The organism is Psychrobacillus sp. OK032 (assembly GCF_900111345.1).
Taxonomy (GTDB): Bacteria; Bacillota; Bacilli; order Bacillales_A; family Planococcaceae; genus Psychrobacillus.
In genome coordinates this window covers 248044-269476 of the sequence record NZ_FOGY01000001.1, presented here as the reverse complement: position 1 = coordinate 269476, position 21433 = coordinate 248044, and the positions used below count along the sequence as shown (strand labels likewise).

Genomic DNA, 21433 nt, shown 5'->3' with positions numbered 1-21433 from the left:
CTCATACGTTATCTAAAACGAGCAAAAGGAGAAAATGGCATTTCTAAAATAAAGCAAATGATCCGTCTGCGAATGATTTGGTTAATAACGATTATTTTATTTCTATTAGTTGGAGCTAAACTAATACAACTACAATTTTTTCAATTTGATGAATTGACGACTAAAGCAAAAGAGAGCTGGGATCGAGAGCTTCCTTATTCATCACTACGAGGCAATATTTTGGATAGGAATGGAGAAATAATTGTAGGAAATAAGCTCGCACCGACTTTATTTTACATGCCGTCACAAAATGATGACCCAGAACAAGTAGCTGAACAAATTGCACCACTTATTCAAATGGAAAAAGAAAAGCTATTTGAACAACTGAATAAGAGAGCCTCCATCATAAAAGTTGCACCTGCTGGGAAAAATATCTCTACTGAACTAGCAATGGAAATACAAGATAAGAATATTAAAGGGCTATATTCTGGTGTCGATTATGTACGAGACTACCCCCACGGAGAGATGCTTTCTAGATTATTAGGATTTACCGGTTATGACACACAAGGACTTGCGGGAATTGAATATCAATATGATTCTGTATTAATAGGCAAAGATTCGGCCATTCGAATGTATACGGATGCAAAAGGCATTCCTTTACCGCATGTAGATGATGGTTGGAAAAGTGGCGTGAAAGGTAATCATGTACAGCTAACGATTGATATGAAAATCCAACAAGTGGTGGAAAGGGAACTTTCTCAAGCGATGAAGCAATATGATGCAACGCAAGCTATTGGGATAGCAATGAATCCTAATACAGGAGAAATACTCGCACTCGCATCAGCTCCAAACTTTGATCCTGCAAATTACCAAGATGTGGACTCTACTATATATAATCGTAATTTACCAGTTTGGATGACATTTGAACCCGGCTCAACATTTAAAATAATTACATTAAGTGCTGCATTAGAAGAAAATGTAGTGGATTTAGAAAAGGATCATTTTTTTGATGCTGGTTATACGATGGTAGAAGGTGCAAGGCTAAGATGCTGGAAAAGACAAGGACATGGAGATGAAACTTTCCTAGAAGTAGTCCAAGACTCCTGTAACCCAGGTTTTATCGAGCTTGGGAGAAGAGTAGGTCCGGATAAGCTTCAGGAGTATATTCGAAATTTTGGTTTTGGACAATCGACAGGTTCAGGCATGGCTGGGGAATCTACGGGCATTCTATTTAGTAAAGATCGATACGGACCTGTTGAACATGCGACTACATCATTCGGCCAAGGTATTTCTGTAACACCTATTCAACAAGTGCAGGCGGTTGCTGCAGCAGTAAACGGGGGTTATTTATATAAACCGTATATTGTAAAAAATGTGTTAGAAGGGGAAACAAATAATATTTTATCGAGTACCGAACCAGAGATGAAAAAACAAGTAATTAGTGAAGAAACATCTGCGAAAGTTCGAGATGCGCTAGAACATGTTGTAGCGTTAGGCTCCGGTAGGCAAGCATATAGAGATGGTTTGCGAATTGGTGGAAAAACAGGTACTGCCCAAAAAGTAAAAGATGGTAGATATATGGAAGGTGAATATATCGTATCTTTTATCGGTTTTGCTCCAGCGGATAATCCGGAAATAGTTGTATACGTTGCAATCGATAATCCCAAAAATTCTTTATTGTTTGGGTCTGTCATTGCAGCACCGATTGTAGGGCAAATCATCGAGGACTCATTGGAGGTTACCGCCGGTGGTAAACAATTGGAAAAAGAATACCGCTGGGGAGATATCGAGCAAGTTCGTACTCCGAATTTAATAGGAGTAAAGAAAAAAGAAGTAACGTCCTATATGTATCCATTTTCAATAGTTTGGCATGGTGATGGGGATGAAATACTTACCCAGTTACCAAAAGAAGATAGTCTAATACCTATTGATGGAACCATACATGTATATACGAAATAACCATTTAAAAAATAAATAACTATGGAACATTCAGCTATAGTTGATGGCAATTAAGGAGATTTTTTTATGACATTATCTGCAACGATTATAACACTATTTGTTAGTTTTCTTTTATCGGTCATTCTTGCACCATTCGTTATTCCTTATCTAAGGAAGATGAAATTTGGCCAAAGTATTAGAGAAGAAGGACCTGAATCACACCAAAAAAAAGCAGGAACGCCAACAATGGGAGGACTTATTTTTATTACTTCCATCATCGTCTCCACGATTGGTCTGTCGTTTTACTTCGATAAGTTAACGACACAATCAATTGTTTTGCTCATCATCTTAGTTGGATTTGGAGCTATTGGATTTTTGGATGACTTTATTAAAGTAGTATTAAAGCGAAATCTTGGGTTAACTTCTATTCAAAAATTGATTGGCCAAATTGTAATATCCATTGTTGCTTATTTCTTATTAAAATTAGGTCCATTTGATACATCACTTGCCATTCCATTTACGAATGTCGATTTCTCACTTGGTCAATTTTATGTAGCGTTTCTAATCTTCTGGTTAGTAGGATTTTCTAATGCAGTGAATTTGTCAGATGGGCTAGATGGTTTAGTATCCGGTACTGCGTCTGTAGCTTTCGTAACATTTGCAGTGCTAGCACTTACTTTTGAACAAACAGATATAGCCATTTTCGCATTTAGTGTGGCTGGAGCTCTATTAGGATTTCTTTTATTCAATAAAAATCCGGCAAAAGTATTCATGGGTGATACTGGTTCACTCGCATTGGGTGGCTCGCTGGCAATGGTATCAATTCTAGTCAAGCAAGAGTTAATGTTACTAATCGTTGGTATTATTTTTGTGGTAGAAACTTTATCCGTTATTTTACAAGTAATTAGTTTTAAAACGACTGGCAAGCGTATTTTTAAAATGAGTCCGATTCATCATCATTTTGAACTTTCTGGTTGGAATGAGCGCAAAATTGTAACTGTATTTTGGGCAGTTGGTTTTGTTGCCGCTATGTTTGTTGTATTGATGGAGGTTTTGTAAAGTGAAACAGTTACCAATTGTCTATCATAAAAAAATACTAGTATTAGGCCTGGCGAAGAGTGGTACGGCTGCGGCCGAAATTTTGCATGATTTAGGTGCCTTTGTAACTGTTAATGATGCAAAACCTTTTGATGAAAACGAGAATGCACAGTACTTACTTTCTAAAGGATTAACGGTTATATGTGGAAGTCATCCCGAGGATCTTTTAGACGAAGGATTCAGTCTTATAGTAAAGAACCCTGGTATTCCTTACTCAAACTCCGTTATTGCGGAAGCGAAAGAAAGAGGAATCCCAGTTTGGACAGAAGTCGAGCTTGCTTATCGTATAAGTGATGCACCAATGATTGGTATTACCGGATCTAATGGAAAAACAACAACAACTACACTTATCTTTGAAATACTGAAACAAGGACAAAAACACCCATTAATCGCAGGGAATATTGGAACAGTTGCTAGTAGTGTAGCGAAAGAAGCTTCAAAAGAGCATACAATCGTAACAGAGCTTTCATCGTTCCAACTAATGGGAACAGAACAATTAAAACCGAAAATTTCCATTTTGATGAATTTATATGAAGCCCATTTAGATTATCATGAGGATTTCCAAGAATATACGGATGCTAAATTTAATATTACGAGAAACCAAGATGCTTCCGACTGGTTTATTTATAATGGAGAACAACACCTTGTAATGGAATATGCAGAAAAGAGTAAGGCGATTAAAGTTCCGTTTTATGTTAGCAAAAAGACGAAAGATGGCATAAGCGCGGATGATCAGTTCGTCTATTGGAATGGCGAGCAGGTATTTGAACGATCCAACATCGCACTTCGGGGCAAACATAATTTAGAAAATGTGTTAGCAGCAACTGCCACAGCACTAATAATGGGTTGTTCTATAGAAGATATAACGACTGTTCTTTCTACCTTTCACGGCGTAAAACATCGCACGCAATTTATTAGAGAGTGGAACAATAGAAAGTTCTACAATGATTCTAAAGCTACGAACGCATTGGCAACCAAAAGTGCATTAGAAGGTTTCTCGGAACCAGTCATTTTACTTGCTGGTGGTGTTGATAGAGGTCATTCTTTTGATGAGTTGATTCCATATCTACGTAATGTAAAAGCGTTAATTCATTACGGGGAAACTGCAGAACGTTTGCAAAAGTTTGGAGAGGAACAATCTATTCCAACAGTCGTTCAAGTGAAAAATTTAGTGGAAGCTATTGAAGAAGGGGTAAAAGTATCGGATGAAGGGGATGTCGTATTATTATCACCAGCTTGCGCAAGTTGGGATCAATACGCCAGCTTCGAGCTACGTGGTGATGAATTTATCAATAAAGTTATTTCGCTGAAAGAGTAACGAAAGGATGAAATAATCGGAAGTTAAAAGTAAAGTATTATTCGTTTCCTCCGTCCTATTTTTATCAATTATTGGCATTTTCTTTGTACATTCTGCTGGTTCTTACTGGAGTGAAGTACATTATAAAGGGCAAATGCCATTCGCTATTAAACAAGCAACTTATTTGATCATAGGTATTGCTGTAGCTTTTTTTATCCGAAACAAAAGCATTATACGCATTCCTACATTTTGGAAAATTTTATATTTAATTTCTATCGTATTATTAATAGGGGTATTAATCCCTGGAATAGGTGTAGTACGAAATGGTTCACAAAGTTGGATTCCGTTAGGTTTTATGAATTTTCAGCCAGCAGAACTTGCTAAAATCGCTGTTTTAGGATTATTAGCAACTGCTTTGGCAAATGATAAAAAGCCGAAAAAAGTAGTTTATTTTCAAAGTGCCATTTTGCTGCTATTGCCGATTAGTTTAATCATGCTTCAACCGGATTTTGGATCTGCGTTTGTGTTAGTAGTGGCAGTTTTCTTTTTATTGTTTGCTGCGGGTCTATCTATCAAGTTTTTTATGGCAATTGGTGCTGTGGGGATTATTGGTTTTATAGCATTGATCGTTTCAGCACCGTATAGACTTGTTCGAATCCAAGCATTTCTAGACCCATGGAAGGATCCTTTAGGTTCGGGGTTCCAGGCGATTCAATCGCTACTTGCTATAGGACCAGCTGGCTTATTTGGCTTTGGTTATGGTAATAGTAGACAAAAGTTTTTATACTTACCTGAACCTCAAAATGATTTTATCTTTTCTATATTGTTAGAAGAGACAGGTTTTATAGGTGGGTTAATAGTCATCATCGCTTTTCTTACTTTTTTTACGACAAGCTTTATGATGGCTGCTAAAACCAAAACGAGAGATGCACAGTTAATGATTATAGCATTCACTTCGTTGTTAACTGTACAAACGTTTCTGAATATGGGAGTTGTGACAGGGCTACTTCCTGTAACGGGTGTTACTTTACCGTTTATTAGCTATGGTGGATCTTCTCTTGTTATGACTTGGATAATAATTGGAATTATATTCAACTTAGCGAATACATCTATAAACGAAGGGAGGCGGTAGAATGGAAAAAATCATCGATATTGAAGATCGCATACCTACTTTAAAGGAACGTAGAAGACGCAGAACAAACAAAAAGTTTTCCATTCTACTTTTTCTCTTTGTCACTACTCTCTTAATCGTTCTCTATTTTCAATCTGCCTATAGTCAAGTACAGACAATTGAGTTAGAAGGTGCATTGCTCTTACCAAAAGAAAAGTACATTGAACAAAGTACATTAAAATTGGGCGATTCCATGTGGGGGTTTAAAGAAAATAATATCGAAAAAACGTTAGAACGAAATGAGTGGGTAAAATCTGCTCATGTAAAACGCAACTGGTTGACGGAAGTACATATCCAAGTGGAGGAATACAAACAAATTGGATACGAAGACAAAGATGGAACACTTAGTATTATTCTAGAAAATGGCAAAGTAATCGAGACTGACGGACAAGTCTTACCCTTTGAAGGACCAATCTTTTCGGGCTTTAAAGAGGAAAAGGTTCGTTTAAGATTAATAAAAGAATTAGCTAATTTAGAACCAGAAGTACTGTTAACTATTTCGCAAATCATATATACGCCAACAGAAAATGATGTATATTCTATACAAGTATTTATGAATGATGGTAATGAAATAAAAGCCATAATCCCGTCGTTTGCTGAAAAGATGAATTATTATCCATCCATCGTATCGCAGCTAAATCCCGACGTAAAAGGCATTATCGACCTAGAGGTGGGCTCATTCTTTCAACCATATGTAGAATTGTATAATGAAGAAATCGATGAGGAGGCGACGGAGCTTGAAGAAAAGGAACAAACTCCTTAGAATACCTTCTCGAGGTCGAATACTTATCTCCATAGTAAGTTTGGTTTTGGGCTTTATACTTGCCTATTCCTACAGTATGGCTGTAGAAAATGAATCGGAAAGAAATATTACGAGTGAAAGTTTTTTGGAACAGAACAAATATAGAGAAGAATTGATTGACCAAAAAGAAAGAAATAAGGAACTCACGGAGGAAATAAATGAAAAACAGCAAGGGATTCGTGACTTGGAACAATCGTTTGCAAATAGTGAGGAAAGTGCAGAAGCATTAGTCAAAGAAGCAGAAAAGTTAAGGTTATTAATGGGTGATCTACCGTCACAAGGAAAGGGCATCGCGGTATCATTAGAAGATGGAGCATACAACCCATCCCAAGAAAATCCGAATGATTATATTGTACATGAGAGCCATGTTTTCAAAGTGGTGAATGAATTGAAAATTTCGGGGGCAGAGGCGATTTCCATTAATGGACAAAGACTTCGAGCGAATTCGTTTATCCGTTGTACAGGCCCTGTTATAACGATAGATGGAAAGACATTCCCCGCACCGTTTACAATCGAAGCAGTAGGAGATCCAGCTGTCCTATTAGCTTCTGTTCATCTAGGAGGTGGCGTTTTAGACCAGCTAACAAGTGATAATATTGTCGTAACGGTAGAAGAAAAAGGAAACATAACAATGCCTGCGTTACGGGACGAAAAAAGCTCATAACAAAAGCGTAAGCGATTTTGTACCTAACGGGCTGTGTGCGGTTAAAGGAGGCCGAATAATGAAAAAAGCCGTCTATATTCGGTTTACGATCATTTTGTTAATAGTTGGTTTTATGTTAGCTGTTCAATATAATACCGTTAAAAATCCAGAAACGAGAGACACGAGAGACATTTGGGCTATTCGTCAGGAACTTGCTAGAGAAACGGAATTACATTCAGAGTTATTATCAGAAGTGCGAATGCTAGAGCAAACGATAGGTAAATACGAAAATATGAGGAATGAAAGTCCAGAAATCGCATTAAATGATACAGTTAACCAATTGAAGAAGGATATTGGAATAGAACCGTTTAATGGTCCAGGACTTACCATTAATGTGAAGCCATCTTTGGAAAGTATCGCAATGGGACAAGAAATTGAAGGAATTTCACCCGATTTACTTATTCGATTGGTCAATGAGATTAATCGGTTTAAAGCGAAAGCGGTAGAAATAGACGGAAAACGCATTATTTATTCGTCGGCAATAAGAGATGTAAATGGGAAAACAACCGTAAATAATCTTGCGATACGAAATGCCCCTTTTACAATAAAAATCGGAACAACATCGTTTGAAGATGCTAAAAAAATGTATAACCAACTCGAGGCTTCGGCTATTGGTGATGACTTTTACATTGATAATCTGACGTTAGAAATCGGTGATCCTGAAAACAACCTCACTATTTCTGGTTATGACCAATCAGTGAACAATCAATTTTTACAAGAGATTCCAGGAGGGGAGTAACGCATGTGGTTGCCATTATTAGGTTTAATACTCGGGATTTCCCTTGGTCTTTTAACAGATATCCAAGTTCCGGAAATATATGAAAGCTATTTGTCTATTGCTGTACTAGCGGCTCTTGATACGCTTTTTGGGGGAATTAGGGCACAATTACAACATGTATATGACGATAAGGTCTTTGTAACCGGATTTTTCTTCAATATTGGACTAGCAGCAGCGTTGGCGTTTTTAGGGGTTCATCTTGGAGTAGATTTATATTTAGCTGCAATTTTTGCATTTGGCGTGCGGTTGTTCCAAAATATAGCAGTAATACGCCGAATGTTATTGACAAAATGGTCGGAAAGAAAAAATGCATGAACAATATGTATGAAAAATTAGAATATTAAACTATATATATGATAAAGTTTTAGACTTTATAAGGTTTTTACACTAGAATAATAGATAAAGAGTAAATAGGAGGTGCCACGGGTTGAATCAATCAGAATTGTATGTATCACTAGATATCGGGTCGTCTTCTATCAAAGTCTTAATAGGAGAAATGAATGATGACTCGCTGCATGTAATAGGTGTAGGTAATGTAAAATCAAATGGGATTCGAAAGGGCACCATTGTTGATATAGACGCAACTGTTCAGTCTATTAAAAAAGCAATAAGTGAAGCGGAAAGAATGATCGGAATGGCTATCCATGAAATCGTTCTAGGAATTCCAGCTAATTTAGCAAATATACAAAATGTTAAGGGCGTAGTAGCTGTAAATAGAGAAGATAGAGAAATTACTGATAGTGATTTAGAACGTGTCATTGAATCTGCTCAGGTAATGTCTATACCACCTGAAAGAGAATTGATCAATATTGCACCAAAGCAATTCATAGTGGACCATCTGGAAGAAATAAAAGATCCACGTGGTATGATCGGAACTCGTCTCGAGCTAGACGGAATTATGATGACAACATCCAAAACAATTTTACATAATGTGTTGCGGTGTGTGGAAAAAGCTGGTCTGCAAATTAGAGAGATTTATTTGCAACCATTGGCAGGTGGTCATTTTGCTTTAACAGAAGATGAAAAAAACCATGGTACTGCCTATATTGACATTGGTGGGGGTTCAACTACCATTGCCATTTTCAGTGAAGGACATTTAATCAATACTTCTGTTATTCCTGTAGGAGGAGAGCATATTACAAAAGATCTTTCAATTGTATTAAAAACTCCGACTGAACAAGCAGAAATGATTAAGTTGAAATATGGACATGCCTTTTACGATGATGCTTCAGATGATGAACTTTTTGAAGTTCCAGTAATTGGAGCAGATATGAAAGAGCAATATTCTCAGCGGTATATTGCAGAAATCATTGGTGTTCGTCTAGAAGAATTATTCGAATTAGTATTAGAAGAGTTTTATAGAATGGGTCTACAAGATCTACCTGGTGGTGTAGTAATTACTGGGGGCGTTTCTAAATTGGATGGAATAGGTCAATTAGCAAGACATATTCTCCAAACAAGAGTGAGATTGTATACACCAGATTATATTGGGGTACGCGAACCACAATATACAACTGCTGTTGGTCTTATAAGATATGCCTATAAAGAAGATCTTTTCTATGGTAAAATTGGTAATAGCCAAGCATTAGCACAAATGGCTAGTAGTGAAGCAGTTTCGAGTCCTAAAAAACAAAAACAAACTGTTCAAAATTCGACAAATGATAACAAAGAAAGCGCAATGTCAAAAGCGAAGAAATTTTTCGACAAATTTTTTGAATAAAAAACCTTTATCATAGCTTAAGAGAATATAGGAGGCAATAGCATGTTAGAATTTGAAACAAACGAAGATCAATTAGCCGTTATTAAAGTTATTGGAGTAGGTGGCGGCGGTAACAACGCTGTTAATCGAATGATTGAACATGGGGTTCAAGGGGTAGAATTTATCGCTGTTAATACGGATGCGCAAGCTTTAAAAATGTCTGAAGCCGAAGTCAAATTACAAATCGGTGGTAAGCTCACTCGTGGATTAGGAGCAGGTGCAAATCCAGAAGTCGGTAAAAAAGCAGCGGAAGAAAGCAAGGAACTAATCGAAGAAGCATTAAAAGGCGCAGACATGGTATTCGTTACAGCTGGAATGGGTGGAGGAACTGGTACTGGTGCTGCCCCTGTAATTGCTCAAATTGCACGTGATTTGGGCGCACTAACAGTAGGTGTTGTTACACGTCCTTTTACATTTGAAGGTCGTAAACGAGCTACTCAAGCGGTTGGCGGTATCGGTATGATGAAAGAATCAGTAGATACATTGATCGTTATTCCAAATGACCGCTTATTGGAAATCGTAGATAAAAATACGCCAATGCTAGAAGCTTTTAGAGAAGCAGATAATGTATTACGCCAAGGGGTTCAAGGTATCTCTGACTTAATCGCTGTTCCAGGACTTATCAACTTGGACTTTGCGGACGTTAAAACGATTATGTCCGATAAAGGGGCGGCACTTATGGGAATTGGTATATCCTCAGGTGAAAATCGTGCAGCAGAAGCAGCGAAAAAAGCAATTTCCAGTCCACTTCTTGAGACATCTATTGATGGTGCAACTGGAGTGCTAATGAATATAACTGGTGGCTCTAATTTAAGTTTGTTCGAAGTACAAGAAGCTGCTGATATCGTTGCTTCAGCTTCGGATGAAGAAGTGAACATGATCTTCGGTTCGGTAATTAATGATAATTTGAAAGATGAAATTGTTGTTACGGTAATTGCGACGGGCTTCAACGAAGAACTAATTATGCAAAAACAGCCAAGAAGCTCTGGGTTTGGTGGAAGTAGAACACAACAAGCTGCTCCAACACCTCCAATCCGTGAACAACGTAAAGAAGAAATACAACAACCATTACAACATGAACGCCAAGAACGTCAAGTGTCTAACCATCCACAAGAAGATGCACTAGATATTCCGACATTCTTAAGAAATCGTCAACGTAGATAATAACTACTCATAAAGCTGTCTTCAATTCGATCAAATCGATTTGGAGATAGCTTTTTTGTTTTGGATTATTTAATTTATGGCATGTAGACAATTTTTTCCAAGCGACATAGGGTTTGCCTTTTATAGAGATACTGCGCACTAAAAAGCTTGATTAAGTGTCCGCTATGATTTCCGCTCCAGGCGGAAAGCGTCCACCTGAAGCGGAAATCATAGCGGACACCTAATAGGCTGACGCATTATCCCTAAATTGCGAACTATCCTTAATACTGATAGTATCTTTATTATGTTTTTTTGTCGTTAAAAAAGAAGCTTTTCGACCGTTCTTTTGACAAAGTTTTTATAAGTGACATGATACCATTTAGTAAAAAAGGGGGGAGAATCATGTACGCGGAAGTCATGATTGCAACTAATACTTTTTTCAACTATACCGTGTTAGCGTTCGCAAACAAAATTGGGTGGATTGAAAACCAAAAAAGATATTTATTCCTTTCAGCTTTTGTTGCTGGAGTGATTACAGTCATTTTCTCTCATCACGTAAGTACGATATTCTTGTCTTTTTTCGTTATGATCGGCATTGCTTTTTGGAAGAAACGCACACAAATTGTAAAAGCGATTACGCTGACATTACTTGCAAGCGTATTCGCTGGAGGATTATTAACTGCTATAGCACCGATGTATAGCAATAGTAATAATACATTTATGATGGTTAATTTCGCATTAATCGCAATTGGTGGACTCTATTTCTTAACGAAACATGTACTGCACCTCAATATTTTAAATGCAGAAAGAGAGTTATTATATACATCGCATATAACTTTGTTTGGCGAAACAAAGGAGTTAACTCTTTTTATTGACTCGGGAAATGTATGTAAAGAACCACTTTCAAATGATCCAGTACATTTTGTAGCAGCAGAGGTGTTAAAAGATGTACTACCTAAAGAATTGTTTCAATCAATTAGTGACTGGGAGTTTGAGAAAAATAAAGGACTTGACAAACTCTCCAAAGAATATGCTACTAAATTACGATTAATACCAATATCTACAATACAAAAAGAGAAAACTTGGGTAATTGGGATAAAGTACGAAGAATGGATAGTAAATGATCTGCCTTTACCAAAAGGATATATCGTCATGACGAGAGTGAAAGATAAATTTCCTCATGGAGCAGATGGAATTTTGCACAGTTCTTCTTATTTCCATTTAAAGAAAAGGAGTGTTAGATAATGCTGTTGAAATTATTGCGCAGACTATATTACTGGATATTATCTTTTAAAAGAAGTGGAGTACATTATATTGGTGGTAATGAATCACTACCTAAACCACTATCAAGAGAAGAAGAACGTGAAATGCTTTTAGCTTTTATGGATGGAAACGAGCATGCAAGAGATATACTTATCGAACGAAATTTAAGACTTGTTGTGTATATTGCACGGAGGTTTGATCAAACGAATACGAATATAGAAGATCTAATTAGTATTGGTTCAATTGGACTTATTAAAGCGGTGGAAACATTTAATTTGGATAAAGGTATTAAACTCGCTACATATGCTTCTAGATGTATTGAAAATGAAATATTAATGCATTTAAGAAAAACGAATCGGATGAAATCTGAAGTTTCTTTTGATGAACCATTAAACTCTGATTCTGATGGGAATGAATTGCTTTTATCCGATATACTAGGAACTAGTGAAGATTTAATCATTGAAGATGTGGAGAAAAAACTAGAGCGACAACATGTGTTTGAAGCGATTAATCTACTTGGAAATCGGGAAAAGTATATTATGCAGTGTCGTTTTGGATTGAATGGAAAAGAAGAAATGACACAAAAAGAAGTAGCGGATCATTTAGGAATTTCGCAGTCTTATATATCTCGTTTAGAAAAGAAAATAATTTTAGACTTAAAAGAGCTATTAAATGAACCCATTGCTTAATGGGTGAAATTGGATGCGGCTCCCTCGGAATAATCTTCACGCTACCGGACAAACTGACTTAGAACCAATTAAAAAGTCCGGAGGAAGATCTATGACGAGAACAAAAGTAGAATTATGCGGCATTGATACATCTAAGCTTCCTTTACTTAAGCATGAAGAAATGAAAGAATTATTTATCAGGTTACAAGCAGGTGAAGAGTCAGTTAAGGAAGAACTAGTAATGTGTAATTTAAGGCTAGTGTTAAGTCTTGTTCAACGTTTTGCTTACCGCGGGGAACAAGCAGATGATCTGTTCCAGGTTGGATGTATTGGACTCATTAAGTCAATTGAAAACTTTGACTTAAAGCATAACGTTCGTTTTTCCACGTATGCTGTTCCGATGATTATTGGAGAAATTAAAAGACATTTACGTGATCATCACTCTGTACGCGTCTCTAGATCGTTAAGAGATATTGCTTATAAAGCGATGAAAGCAAAAGAACAATATATAAATGAACATTTACAAGAACCAACACTGGATGATTTATCGAAAATATTAGAAATACCAGTGGAAGATATTTTACTTTCTTTGGATGCTATTCAAGATCCTGTTTCTCTCCAAGAACCTATTTTTAGTGATGGAGGAGACGCTATTTATATGATGGATCAATTATGTGATAATGATGTATCCGAAGATCAATGGGTAACGTATTTTACTGTGAAAGAAAGTTTCCAAAATCTAGATGCAAGACAGAAGAAAATATTAACAAAGAGAATTTACTACGGAGCTACACAAACAGAAATAGCAATGGATTTAGGGTTATCTCAGGCACAAATTTCCCGCTTAGAAAAAAGTGCATTGTCTACTATTCAAAGCCATTTAAATCCAAAATGATTAGTTATTCGAACATTATGACAAAAAATAGACAAAACGCTTTTTCTACATAGAAGAAGCGTTTTTTTTTGATTTCGTTCATACAATGTGTAAAGAGGAGGTTGACGATGAAATTTTCTGATGCACAACAAAAGGAAGTAATTGAAGCAAATAGCGGCCAATTATTAGGATTTATAGTCGATGCGGAAATTGATAAAGAGACTGGGCATATTATTTCTTTTATCGTGGAAACAAATGGATCTTATCCAACATTCTTTAACAAAAAAAGGGAAACTAAAAAAATTGCAGTTCAAAATGTAGCTATTATTGGTAAAGATGTAATAATTGTTTCGAGAAACATAGAATAGGCATGTTTCATCATTGATAAATCAGTGTTTCATTGATACAATAAACAAAAACAAATGATGAAAAGTTGGTTTTCATATGACAAACGTACAGCAAAATTTACAACAAATAAAACAACATATTCAAGATGCTTGTAATCGTTCCGAACGAAAAGTGGAGGATGTAACGATTATTGCGGTGACGAAAGAAGTTTCCGTGGATCGTACAAAAGAAGTAATTGACACTGGCATAACGCATCTCGGAGAGAACAGACCGGATGGACTAAAGAACAAATTAGATGCCATTTCAGACAATGTCAAATGGCATTACATAGGAACGCTACAAACAAGAAAAGTAAAGGCAGTAATTAATGAAGTGGATTATTTGCATTCGCTTGACCGCATCAGTTTAGCAGATGAAATTGAAAAAAGAGCAACTTCGAAGATAGATTGTTTTGTACAAGTAAATGTGTCTGAAGAAGAGTCAAAACATGGTCTTTCTATCGAACAAGCAGAGACTTTTATAAATGAGTTAGAAAATTACTCCCGTATTCGTGTCGTTGGATTGATGACAATGGCTCCAAATACAGATGATCATTCCATTATCCGTAATGTCTTTCGTCAGTTAAAAGCACTACAAGAAAAAATTGCAGCCAAACAGTTAATCCATGCTCCTTGTACAGAACTATCCATGGGTATGTCGGGTGACTTTGAAATTGCAATTGAGGAAGGTGCTACATTCGTTAGAATTGGAACAGCATTAGTAGGTAAAGAGAGGGAGGAAATTATATGAGCATGAAAAACTGGATGAAAAATTTCTTCTACTTAGATGAAGAGGAAGAAACTTCAGTAGCACAGCAGCCAAAACCTCAGCAACAACCAGTAGAAAGTCAAATGAGACAGCAACCGGTTAAGTCCCCTGTGAAAGAGCGTAAATTCAATACGACACCTAAAGAAATGCCTGTACCAAATTTAGTAAGTATCCAAAATGTGCAGAAGTCTTCCAAAGTAATGCTAATAGAACCACGTGTGTATGCAGAAGCCCAAGATATTTCAGAACACTTGAAAAATAAAAAAGCGGTCATTGTTAATTTACAACGTATAGATAAAGATCAAGGAATCAGAATCATCGACTTTTTAAGCGGAACCGTGTACGCTTTAGGTGGAGATATCCAACGAGTTGGTACTGATATATTCCTTTGTGCACCAGATTCCGTAGAAGTAGCGGGAGCCATTTCGGATTATTATTATAACGATTTAGATTAATAGAGGAGCAATTTATAATATGATTTTATTTTTAAACTTATTAAGTCAAGCAGTAACAATATATACGTATGCATTGATCGTATATATTTTAATGTCATGGGTACCAAGTATCCAGCAATCCAGTATTGGAAAATTTTTAGGTAGAATTTGCGATCCGTATTTAGACATATTCCGTAAAATCATCCCTCCACTAGGTATGATTGATATTTCTCCAATTGTTGCCATTTTCACTTTACAGCTTGCAATGAGTGGCGTAGCGTATCTTTTCATAGCATTCATCTAAACCTCACATTCGTGGGGTTTTTTATCATTACGAAAAAAGGCCATCTCCTCAATGAATATACAGGACGTAGCCCAATGAGTAGGTGGGAGATGAGATGGATTTCGGTTGGCGTTAGCAAAATTTGTTTCATAATGATAAAATCTTTATCAATAAAACGATTGATTGTTCAAGATTGGTATTCAATTTCTTCCTTGGTAAACAATAAGAACAAGATACTTATTGGTATATTGTCTCGAAGAAATGAAACAGTATGGAAAGGTGCCTACGAATAATTGGAGGGGGAGAGGTTCCACAAATACGAGATTGTGAAGCAACTTCCAAAACTCAAGCAATACTAACCCTTTTTAAAGGAAGTCGATAGTATTGCCTTACAAAAAACAGTGGAAAATTTAGCAGATTCTTATAACCGTTATTATTGTAATGACGGGGTTCGCCTAATCCATAACTGACGGATATGTTGGTGTACTTAGGAATCTCCCACTTCTAAACGAAGTGAATCGGGGGTACTTAAATATACATAAGGAGATAGACCAAAATGGAACATGTGTTACAGCATTTTAGAAAAGAAGAGCAGCCTTTTATTGAGCAAGTCGTGAGCATGATGCATGAAGTAGAAAATAGGTATGCTCCCAAATTATTGGATTTCTTAGACCCAAGACAGCAGTTTATCGTTGATTCGATACGTAGACAATATGAAGGAATTCAGTCAGAAGCAGATGGGACGCTTGCTCAAGCTGAACGAAAAAGAGTTTTACTTTATCCTTCTTATTTTGTACCAACGACTGAAGACTTCTCTATGTCTGTAGTGGAAGTTAAGTATCCAACTAAGTTTGTTACATTAAAGCATAAGGATGTTCTAGGGTCGATTATGTCTCTAGGCATAGACCGAAGTAAATTTGGGGATATCCGTGTAATTGACGGTGCGATTCAATTTGTCGTTGCTTCGGAAGTATTGGACTATGTACAGGCAAACTTTTCGGCTATCGGAAAAGTGAAGGTGCATATCGAAGTAGTGGAAGACCCACGAAACTATTTCGAGCAATCGGAAGAGTGGCTAACTGAGACTTTGACAGTAAGTTCTTTACGCTTAGACACTGTGCTTTCTGCTGTTTTTAATATTTCGCGTCAAAAATCTGCTTCTCTCATTTCAGGTGGGAAAGTGAAAGTAAACTGGGCGGAGAAAGATCAAACGTCTATGGAACTGCAGGAACTTGATTTACTCTCCATTCGTGGATTAGGACGAGTTAAGTTATTAATGATAGAAGGAAGAACAAAAAAAGATAAAATACGACTTCAAATAGGTCGTTTAGAGCAAAAAAAATAAATATATACAACAATCTTGGAATTTTAGATGTTTTCCCCCTACCGTAAATGTATAATAGAGAGACGAATGATAGTCTAGTCAAAGGAGATGGAACAGATGCCATTAACACCACTTGATATACATAACAAGGAGTTTAGTAAAGGATTTCGAGGGTACAATGAAGATGAAGTAAACGAATTCCTTGATCAAATAATGAAAGATCTTGAAATCTTATTAAAAGAAAAAAAAGAACTAGAAACCAAATTAAAATCTTCAAGCGAGAAAGTTGGGCATTTCACATCGATTGAAGAGACTTTACATAAGTCTATCGTTGTCGCTCAAGAAGCTGCTGAAGAAGTACGAAGAAACTCACAAAAAGAAGCGAAGTTAATCGTAAAAGAAGCAGAAAAAAATGCGGATCGAATTGTCAATGAAGCACTTTCCAAAGCAAGAAGAGTTGCAATAGAAATTGAGGACTTGAAAAAACAATCCAAAGTTTTCCGTAATCGTTTTAAAATGCTAGTAGAAGCACAACTCGACTTGATCAATACAGATGATTGGAATCATCTAATGGAGTACGACGTGGATACAGAAAGCCTTGATCGAGTTTCTGCAACAGAAGATTAACTTCATTCAGCAGAAGTCTCCCTCATAATAAATGGCCAGTTGAATGCGAAGCAAGGATACAATTTAGTGGGTGTCCACAAACCCCTGCTCCTGCGGTTACTCGTCGCAAACAATAAGTGCTGAATAAAGTTAATGCCTCCGGCGGATGCCACAGATTTTTAGAAGAATTTATCGAGCGTGCTCGATAAAAAGCTGGGCACACTGTTTTCTGCGACGAGCTTGCGCAGGAGCAAATTCGCTGAGGCGAATTTGATTACAATTCTTGACTGATTGACTTACATTTTCTATAATGATTTCATATCATATAAATATGCGTTGAAAAAGACGTCTAAAATAGTTTTCGAACAAGCGACTTGGGGATGGTGAGAGCTCAAGCAATGAAAATATTTTAGATTATCACTTTGGAGCAAGGACACCCAAAAAAAGTAAGTGTCTTCGGTTTATGTCCCGTTATGGCATACTAAGCGGCGATTTTTTTACAAAATCGCAAGTAGGGTGGTACCGCGAGCATAAACTTCTCGTCCCTTTTTGGGATGAGGAGTTTTTTTGTTGTTTTAAAAAGAAAGAAGTTATTACTTATTTTTGATCCAACTACAGCGCCTAGCCCCACGGGTCAAATGTGAAAAAGCTACTCCTGCGCAAAGCTCGTCGTAAACAAAATCGCTTGTGGTGGCTGAGGAGCTGCCTCCTGGGCCCGCACGATGCGGGTCATGTCTGCTTTGCCAGAGGATGTGGCGCACTTTGCAGACCTACCCCATCCCCAATTGACTGTCGGATGCAGGTTATGCAGTCGTTGCGACACGATGGCGCGAACTTAGACTGTATTCCTTTGACTAGGCGCTTACGCATTACATTACATTTTAGGAGGAATTTAAATGGAATACAAAGACACGTTATTAATGCCAAAAACAGATTTCCCAATGCGCGGAAATTTACCTGCAAATGAACCGAAAATGCAAGAAAAATGGGACGAAATGGACATTAACAAATTACAGCTAGAGCGCACAGCAGATCGTCCAGAATTCGTTCTACACGACGGACCTCCATATGCAAACGGAGATATTCATATCGGGCATGCTTTAAACAAGGTGTTAAAAGATATGATTACTCGTCATCGCTCTATGACTGGTTACCATGTACCTTACGTACCAGGTTGGGATACGCACGGATTACCAATCGAGCAAGCGTTGACTAACAAAGGCGTAAAACGCAAAGAAATGACTGTTGCGGAATTCCGTGACCTTTGTGAAAAATATGCCTATGAACAAATCGACAATCAACGCAGTCAATTCCGCCGTCTAGGCGTTCGTGGTGATTGGGAAAATCCTTATATTTCATTAAAACCTGAATTTGAAGCTCGTCAAATTGAAGTGTTCGGGAGAATGGCTGAAAAAGGCTATATTTATAAAGGATTAAAACCAGTTTACTGGTCACCATCTTCTGAATCTGCACTTGCAGAAGCAGAAATTGAATATCAAGATAAAAAATCACCTTCTATTTATGTAAGTTTTGAAGTAAAAGATGCAAAGAATGTTGTACCGGCAGATGCTAAATTTATCATTTGGACGACAACTCCTTGGACAATTCCAGCAAACTTAGGTATTTCCGTGCATCCAGAATTCACTTATGCAGTAGTAAAAGTAGAAGACAATAAATATATTGTAGCGAAAGATTTACTAGCATCATTAGCCGAAACTTTAGAGTGGGAAGCATACGAAGTGCTACAAGAAGTAAAAGGTGCGGACTTAGAATATGTTGTAGCTAAGCATCCGATTTATGACCGCGATTCCCTTGTTATGATTGGTGAGCATGTAACAGCTGATGCTGGTACTGGTTGTGTTCATACAGCACCAGGTCACGGTGAAGATGACTACCTAATCGGAAAACAATACGGCTTGGATATTTTAAGCCCAGTAGATAATCGTGGCTGCTATACAGACGAAGCACCTGGTTTTGAAGGATTATTTTATGATGATGCAAACAAAGTGGTAACAGAAAAATTAAATGAACTTGGTCGACTTGAAAAGTTAACGTTCTTTAAACATTCTTATCCACATGACTGGCGTACGAAAAAACCAGTTATTTATCGTGCAACACCACAATGGTTTGCTTCTATTGATGCATTCCGCGATGAATTATTACAAGCAGTTCGCGAAACAGCATTTACACCTGCATGGGGTGAAACTCGTCTGTACAATATGATTCGTGACCGTGGAGACTGGGTTATTTCACGCCAACGTGCATGGGGTGTACCAATTCCGATTTTCTACGCGGAAAATGGGGAACCAATTATCACACCAGAAACAATTACAAACGTCTCTAAATTATTCCGCGAACATGGATCTAATATTTGGTTCCAAAAAGAAGCGAAAGAGTTATTACCAGCAGGCTTTACACATCCAGGTAGCCCTAATGGTGAATTTACAAAAGAAAACGATATTATGGATGTTTGGTTTGACTCAGGTTCTTCTCACCAAGGTGTACTTGTAGAGCGTGGGATGAAATATCCAGCGGACCTTTACTTAGAAGGCTCTGACCAATATCGTGGCTGGTTTAACTCATCACTTATTACAAGTGTTGCGATTAATGGATACGCACCTTATAAAGGGTTGCTTTCTCACGGTTTCGTGTTAGACGGAGAAGGTCGCAAAATGAGTAAGTCAGTTGGAAATGTAATTCTTCCATCTAAAGTAATGAACCAATATGGCGCGGATATTTTACGTCTTTGGGTTGCATCGGTCGATTATACGGGCGACGTTCGAATTTCAATGGATATGTTAAAACAAGTTTCGGAAGTATATCGTAAAATTCGTAACACATTCCGTTTTCTACATGGAAACGTTGCTGACTTTAACCCGGCTAAGGATCGTGTAGCATACGAAAACCTACGTGAAATGGATAAATATGTGTTTATGCGTTTGCAGGATGTATTAAAAACAGCTCGTGCAGCATATGATCGCTACGATTTCGCAGCAGTTTACCACGCTGTAAACAATTTCGTTGCTGGTGAGTTAAGCTCGTTCTATTTAGATGTTGCGAAGGATGTTGTATACATTTATGGAGCGGATCATGCAGATCGTCGTGCAATGCAAACGGTGATGTATGATACATTACTTACATTGTTAAAAGTAATGACACCAATTTTACCGCATACGACTGATGAGCTATGGGCTTATTTGGAGCATGAAACAGAAGAAAGTATTCAATTAACGGATATGCCAGATGCAGTACAATATCCAGATTTCGAAGAATTAGCTCCTAAATGGAAGAAAATTATGGATTTACGTGATGATGTGTTAAAAGCATTAGAAGAAGCACGTAATGCAAAAACAATTGGTAAATCATTAGAAGCAAAAGTAACTTTATATGTGAAAGATGAATATAAATCATTGTTTGAAACAGATGCTATTGATTTTGGTCAGTTATTTATTGTTTCTCAATTTGAGTTAGTAGAAGCTGCTGCCGAAAATAGTCTTGTACTGGAGCATGCGTCTGTATTAGTAGAAAAGGCAGATGGAGAAAAATGTGAACGCTGCTGGACTATTTCTGAAACAGTTGGAACAAATGAGAAGCACGCAACATTATGTACGCGCTGTGCGGATGTAGTAGAAGAAAATTACATGTAATAAAAGAATGTGGTCCTTTTAGCAGGACCACATTTTTTTATGTTATTACACGGAGATCAATCAAATTAATATTGAAAGCAACCAATCAGGTTAACAAAGCAAAAGTTTCTCTGTAATGGGTTTACATGCTATGAGATGTCGATAATTATTATGTATTCTTGCACTCTTTTCCGGATAATCTTGAGACAATAAAGCAAGATACTCTTTGCCATAGCGCGTTTATGCAGGCACTTTCTAAAACTTCTGTTGTGGATTTTCCGGTAAAAGCAACCAGTTATAAAACAATAAACTTACTTGGAGTGAGACGATGATGAATACGAAGTGTTATTCCAATAATTCGTTGAACAGAACGGGCTTTATCTTAGTTAATGCTCTACATATTCTGAGACAGCATATTACAATTAGGCTTAATAAATAGTGTGAAGTGGACCTGATAATTTTAAATCTCTGATAACTGCAGACGCCAAATAGCAAGTAATTCCCATTGATTGCAGCGGAAGGCGGCGACTCC

Annotated in this window: 20 protein-coding genes, 1 pseudogene and 1 other annotated feature; all 21 genes and pseudogenes read left to right on the top strand. The window is 37.1% G+C overall.

Annotated features, from left to right (window positions below; all coding sequences use genetic code 11):
• Nucleotides 1-72: 72 nt before the first annotated feature.
• The 21 genes and pseudogenes from BMZ04_RS01320 (at nucleotide 73) to ileS (ending at nucleotide 20922) form a co-directional block, all read left to right on the top strand.
• A complete protein-coding gene (locus BMZ04_RS01320; RefSeq protein WP_255367749.1) occupies nucleotides 73-1938 on the top strand; it encodes a penicillin-binding transpeptidase domain-containing protein in 1866 nt (621 codons plus the stop codon).
• 66 nt (nucleotides 1939-2004) lie between these two features.
• Nucleotides 2005-2976 (top strand): phospho-N-acetylmuramoyl-pentapeptide-transferase, encoded by a 972-nt coding sequence (mraY, locus tag BMZ04_RS01315; RefSeq protein ID WP_093263889.1) that lies wholly within the window; start codon nucleotides 2005-2007, stop codon nucleotides 2974-2976.
• A 1-nt stretch (nucleotide 2977) separates the two neighbouring features.
• Entirely contained in the window at nucleotides 2978-4333 is a 1356-nt protein-coding gene (murD, locus tag BMZ04_RS01310) for a UDP-N-acetylmuramoyl-L-alanine--D-glutamate ligase (RefSeq protein WP_093263886.1), read from the top strand.
• A 55-nt stretch (nucleotides 4334-4388) separates the two neighbouring features.
• Nucleotides 4389-5444 (top strand): annotated as a pseudogene (locus BMZ04_RS01305) (FtsW/RodA/SpoVE family cell cycle protein); the annotation flags it as partial.
• A 1-nt stretch (nucleotide 5445) separates the two neighbouring features.
• Nucleotides 5446-6246 carry a cell division protein FtsQ/DivIB gene (locus BMZ04_RS01300; RefSeq protein WP_093263875.1) on the top strand — a complete coding sequence of 267 codons (801 nt, stop codon included), beginning with the start codon at nucleotides 5446-5448 and terminating at the stop codon, nucleotides 6244-6246.
• A complete protein-coding gene (locus BMZ04_RS01295; RefSeq protein WP_369802611.1) occupies nucleotides 6221-6949 on the top strand; it encodes a DUF881 domain-containing protein in 729 nt (242 codons plus the stop codon). The genes BMZ04_RS01300 and BMZ04_RS01295 overlap by 26 nt, the downstream gene beginning before the upstream one ends.
• 58 nt (nucleotides 6950-7007) lie before the next feature.
• On the top strand, nucleotides 7008-7727 hold the full coding sequence (locus BMZ04_RS01290) for a DUF881 domain-containing protein (protein WP_093263865.1): 720 nt from the start codon (nucleotides 7008-7010) through the stop codon (nucleotides 7725-7727).
• Between the two features lie 3 nt (nucleotides 7728-7730).
• A complete protein-coding gene (locus BMZ04_RS01285; protein ID WP_093263858.1) occupies nucleotides 7731-8081 on the top strand; it encodes a small basic family protein in 351 nt (116 codons plus the stop codon).
• Nucleotides 8082-8193: 112 nt separating this feature from the next.
• Complete coding sequence (gene ftsA, locus BMZ04_RS01280) at nucleotides 8194-9486, top strand: cell division protein FtsA (protein ID WP_093263854.1); 1293 nt, start codon at nucleotides 8194-8196, stop codon at nucleotides 9484-9486.
• A 42-nt stretch (nucleotides 9487-9528) separates the two neighbouring features.
• Nucleotides 9529-10689 carry a cell division protein FtsZ gene (gene ftsZ, locus BMZ04_RS01275; protein WP_093263849.1) on the top strand — a complete coding sequence of 387 codons (1161 nt, stop codon included), beginning with the start codon at nucleotides 9529-9531 and terminating at the stop codon, nucleotides 10687-10689.
• A 381-nt stretch (nucleotides 10690-11070) separates the two neighbouring features.
• Nucleotides 11071-11913 carry a sigma-E processing peptidase SpoIIGA gene (locus BMZ04_RS01270; RefSeq protein WP_177184271.1) on the top strand — a complete coding sequence of 281 codons (843 nt, stop codon included), beginning with the start codon at nucleotides 11071-11073 and terminating at the stop codon, nucleotides 11911-11913.
• Entirely contained in the window at nucleotides 11913-12620 is a 708-nt protein-coding gene (sigE, locus tag BMZ04_RS01265) for an RNA polymerase sporulation sigma factor SigE (RefSeq protein WP_093263839.1), read from the top strand. Before BMZ04_RS01270 ends, sigE begins: the two co-directional genes overlap by 1 nt.
• A 91-nt stretch (nucleotides 12621-12711) precedes the next feature.
• A complete protein-coding gene (sigG, locus tag BMZ04_RS01260) occupies nucleotides 12712-13494 on the top strand; it encodes an RNA polymerase sporulation sigma factor SigG (protein WP_093263834.1) in 783 nt (260 codons plus the stop codon).
• A 107-nt stretch (nucleotides 13495-13601) separates the two neighbouring features.
• On the top strand, nucleotides 13602-13841 hold the full coding sequence (locus BMZ04_RS01255; protein ID WP_093263830.1) for a YlmC/YmxH family sporulation protein: 240 nt from the start codon (nucleotides 13602-13604) through the stop codon (nucleotides 13839-13841).
• 76 nt (nucleotides 13842-13917) lie between these two features.
• Nucleotides 13918-14610 carry a YggS family pyridoxal phosphate-dependent enzyme gene (locus tag BMZ04_RS01250; RefSeq protein WP_093263826.1) on the top strand — a complete coding sequence of 231 codons (693 nt, stop codon included), beginning with the start codon at nucleotides 13918-13920 and terminating at the stop codon, nucleotides 14608-14610.
• Entirely contained in the window at nucleotides 14607-15083 is a 477-nt protein-coding gene (locus BMZ04_RS01245) for a cell division protein SepF (protein WP_093263821.1), read from the top strand. Before BMZ04_RS01250 ends, BMZ04_RS01245 begins: the two co-directional genes overlap by 4 nt.
• Nucleotides 15084-15102: 19 nt before the next feature.
• Entirely contained in the window at nucleotides 15103-15366 is a 264-nt protein-coding gene (locus tag BMZ04_RS01240) for a YggT family protein (RefSeq protein ID WP_093263817.1), read from the top strand.
• A gap of 121 nt (nucleotides 15367-15487) precedes the next feature.
• On the top strand, nucleotides 15488-15571 hold the full coding sequence (locus BMZ04_RS23085) for a helix-turn-helix domain-containing protein (protein WP_369802617.1): 84 nt from the start codon (nucleotides 15488-15490) through the stop codon (nucleotides 15569-15571).
• Between the two features lie 330 nt (nucleotides 15572-15901).
• The gene (locus tag BMZ04_RS01230; protein WP_093263812.1) at nucleotides 15902-16690 is read left to right on the top strand and encodes a YlmH family RNA-binding protein; all 789 of its coding nucleotides are present in this window, start codon (nucleotides 15902-15904) and stop codon (nucleotides 16688-16690) included.
• A gap of 96 nt (nucleotides 16691-16786) precedes the next feature.
• Nucleotides 16787-17296 (top strand): DivIVA domain-containing protein, encoded by a 510-nt coding sequence (locus BMZ04_RS01225; protein WP_093263808.1) that lies wholly within the window; start codon nucleotides 16787-16789, stop codon nucleotides 17294-17296.
• A 306-nt stretch (nucleotides 17297-17602) separates the two neighbouring features.
• Nucleotides 17603-17825: a binding site (T-box leader), on the top strand.
• 346 nt (nucleotides 17826-18171) lie between these two features.
• Nucleotides 18172-20922, top strand: coding sequence for an isoleucine--tRNA ligase (ileS, locus tag BMZ04_RS01220; protein WP_093263803.1), 2751 nt, complete (start codon nucleotides 18172-18174; stop codon nucleotides 20920-20922).
• Nucleotides 20923-21433: the final 511 nt, after the last annotated feature.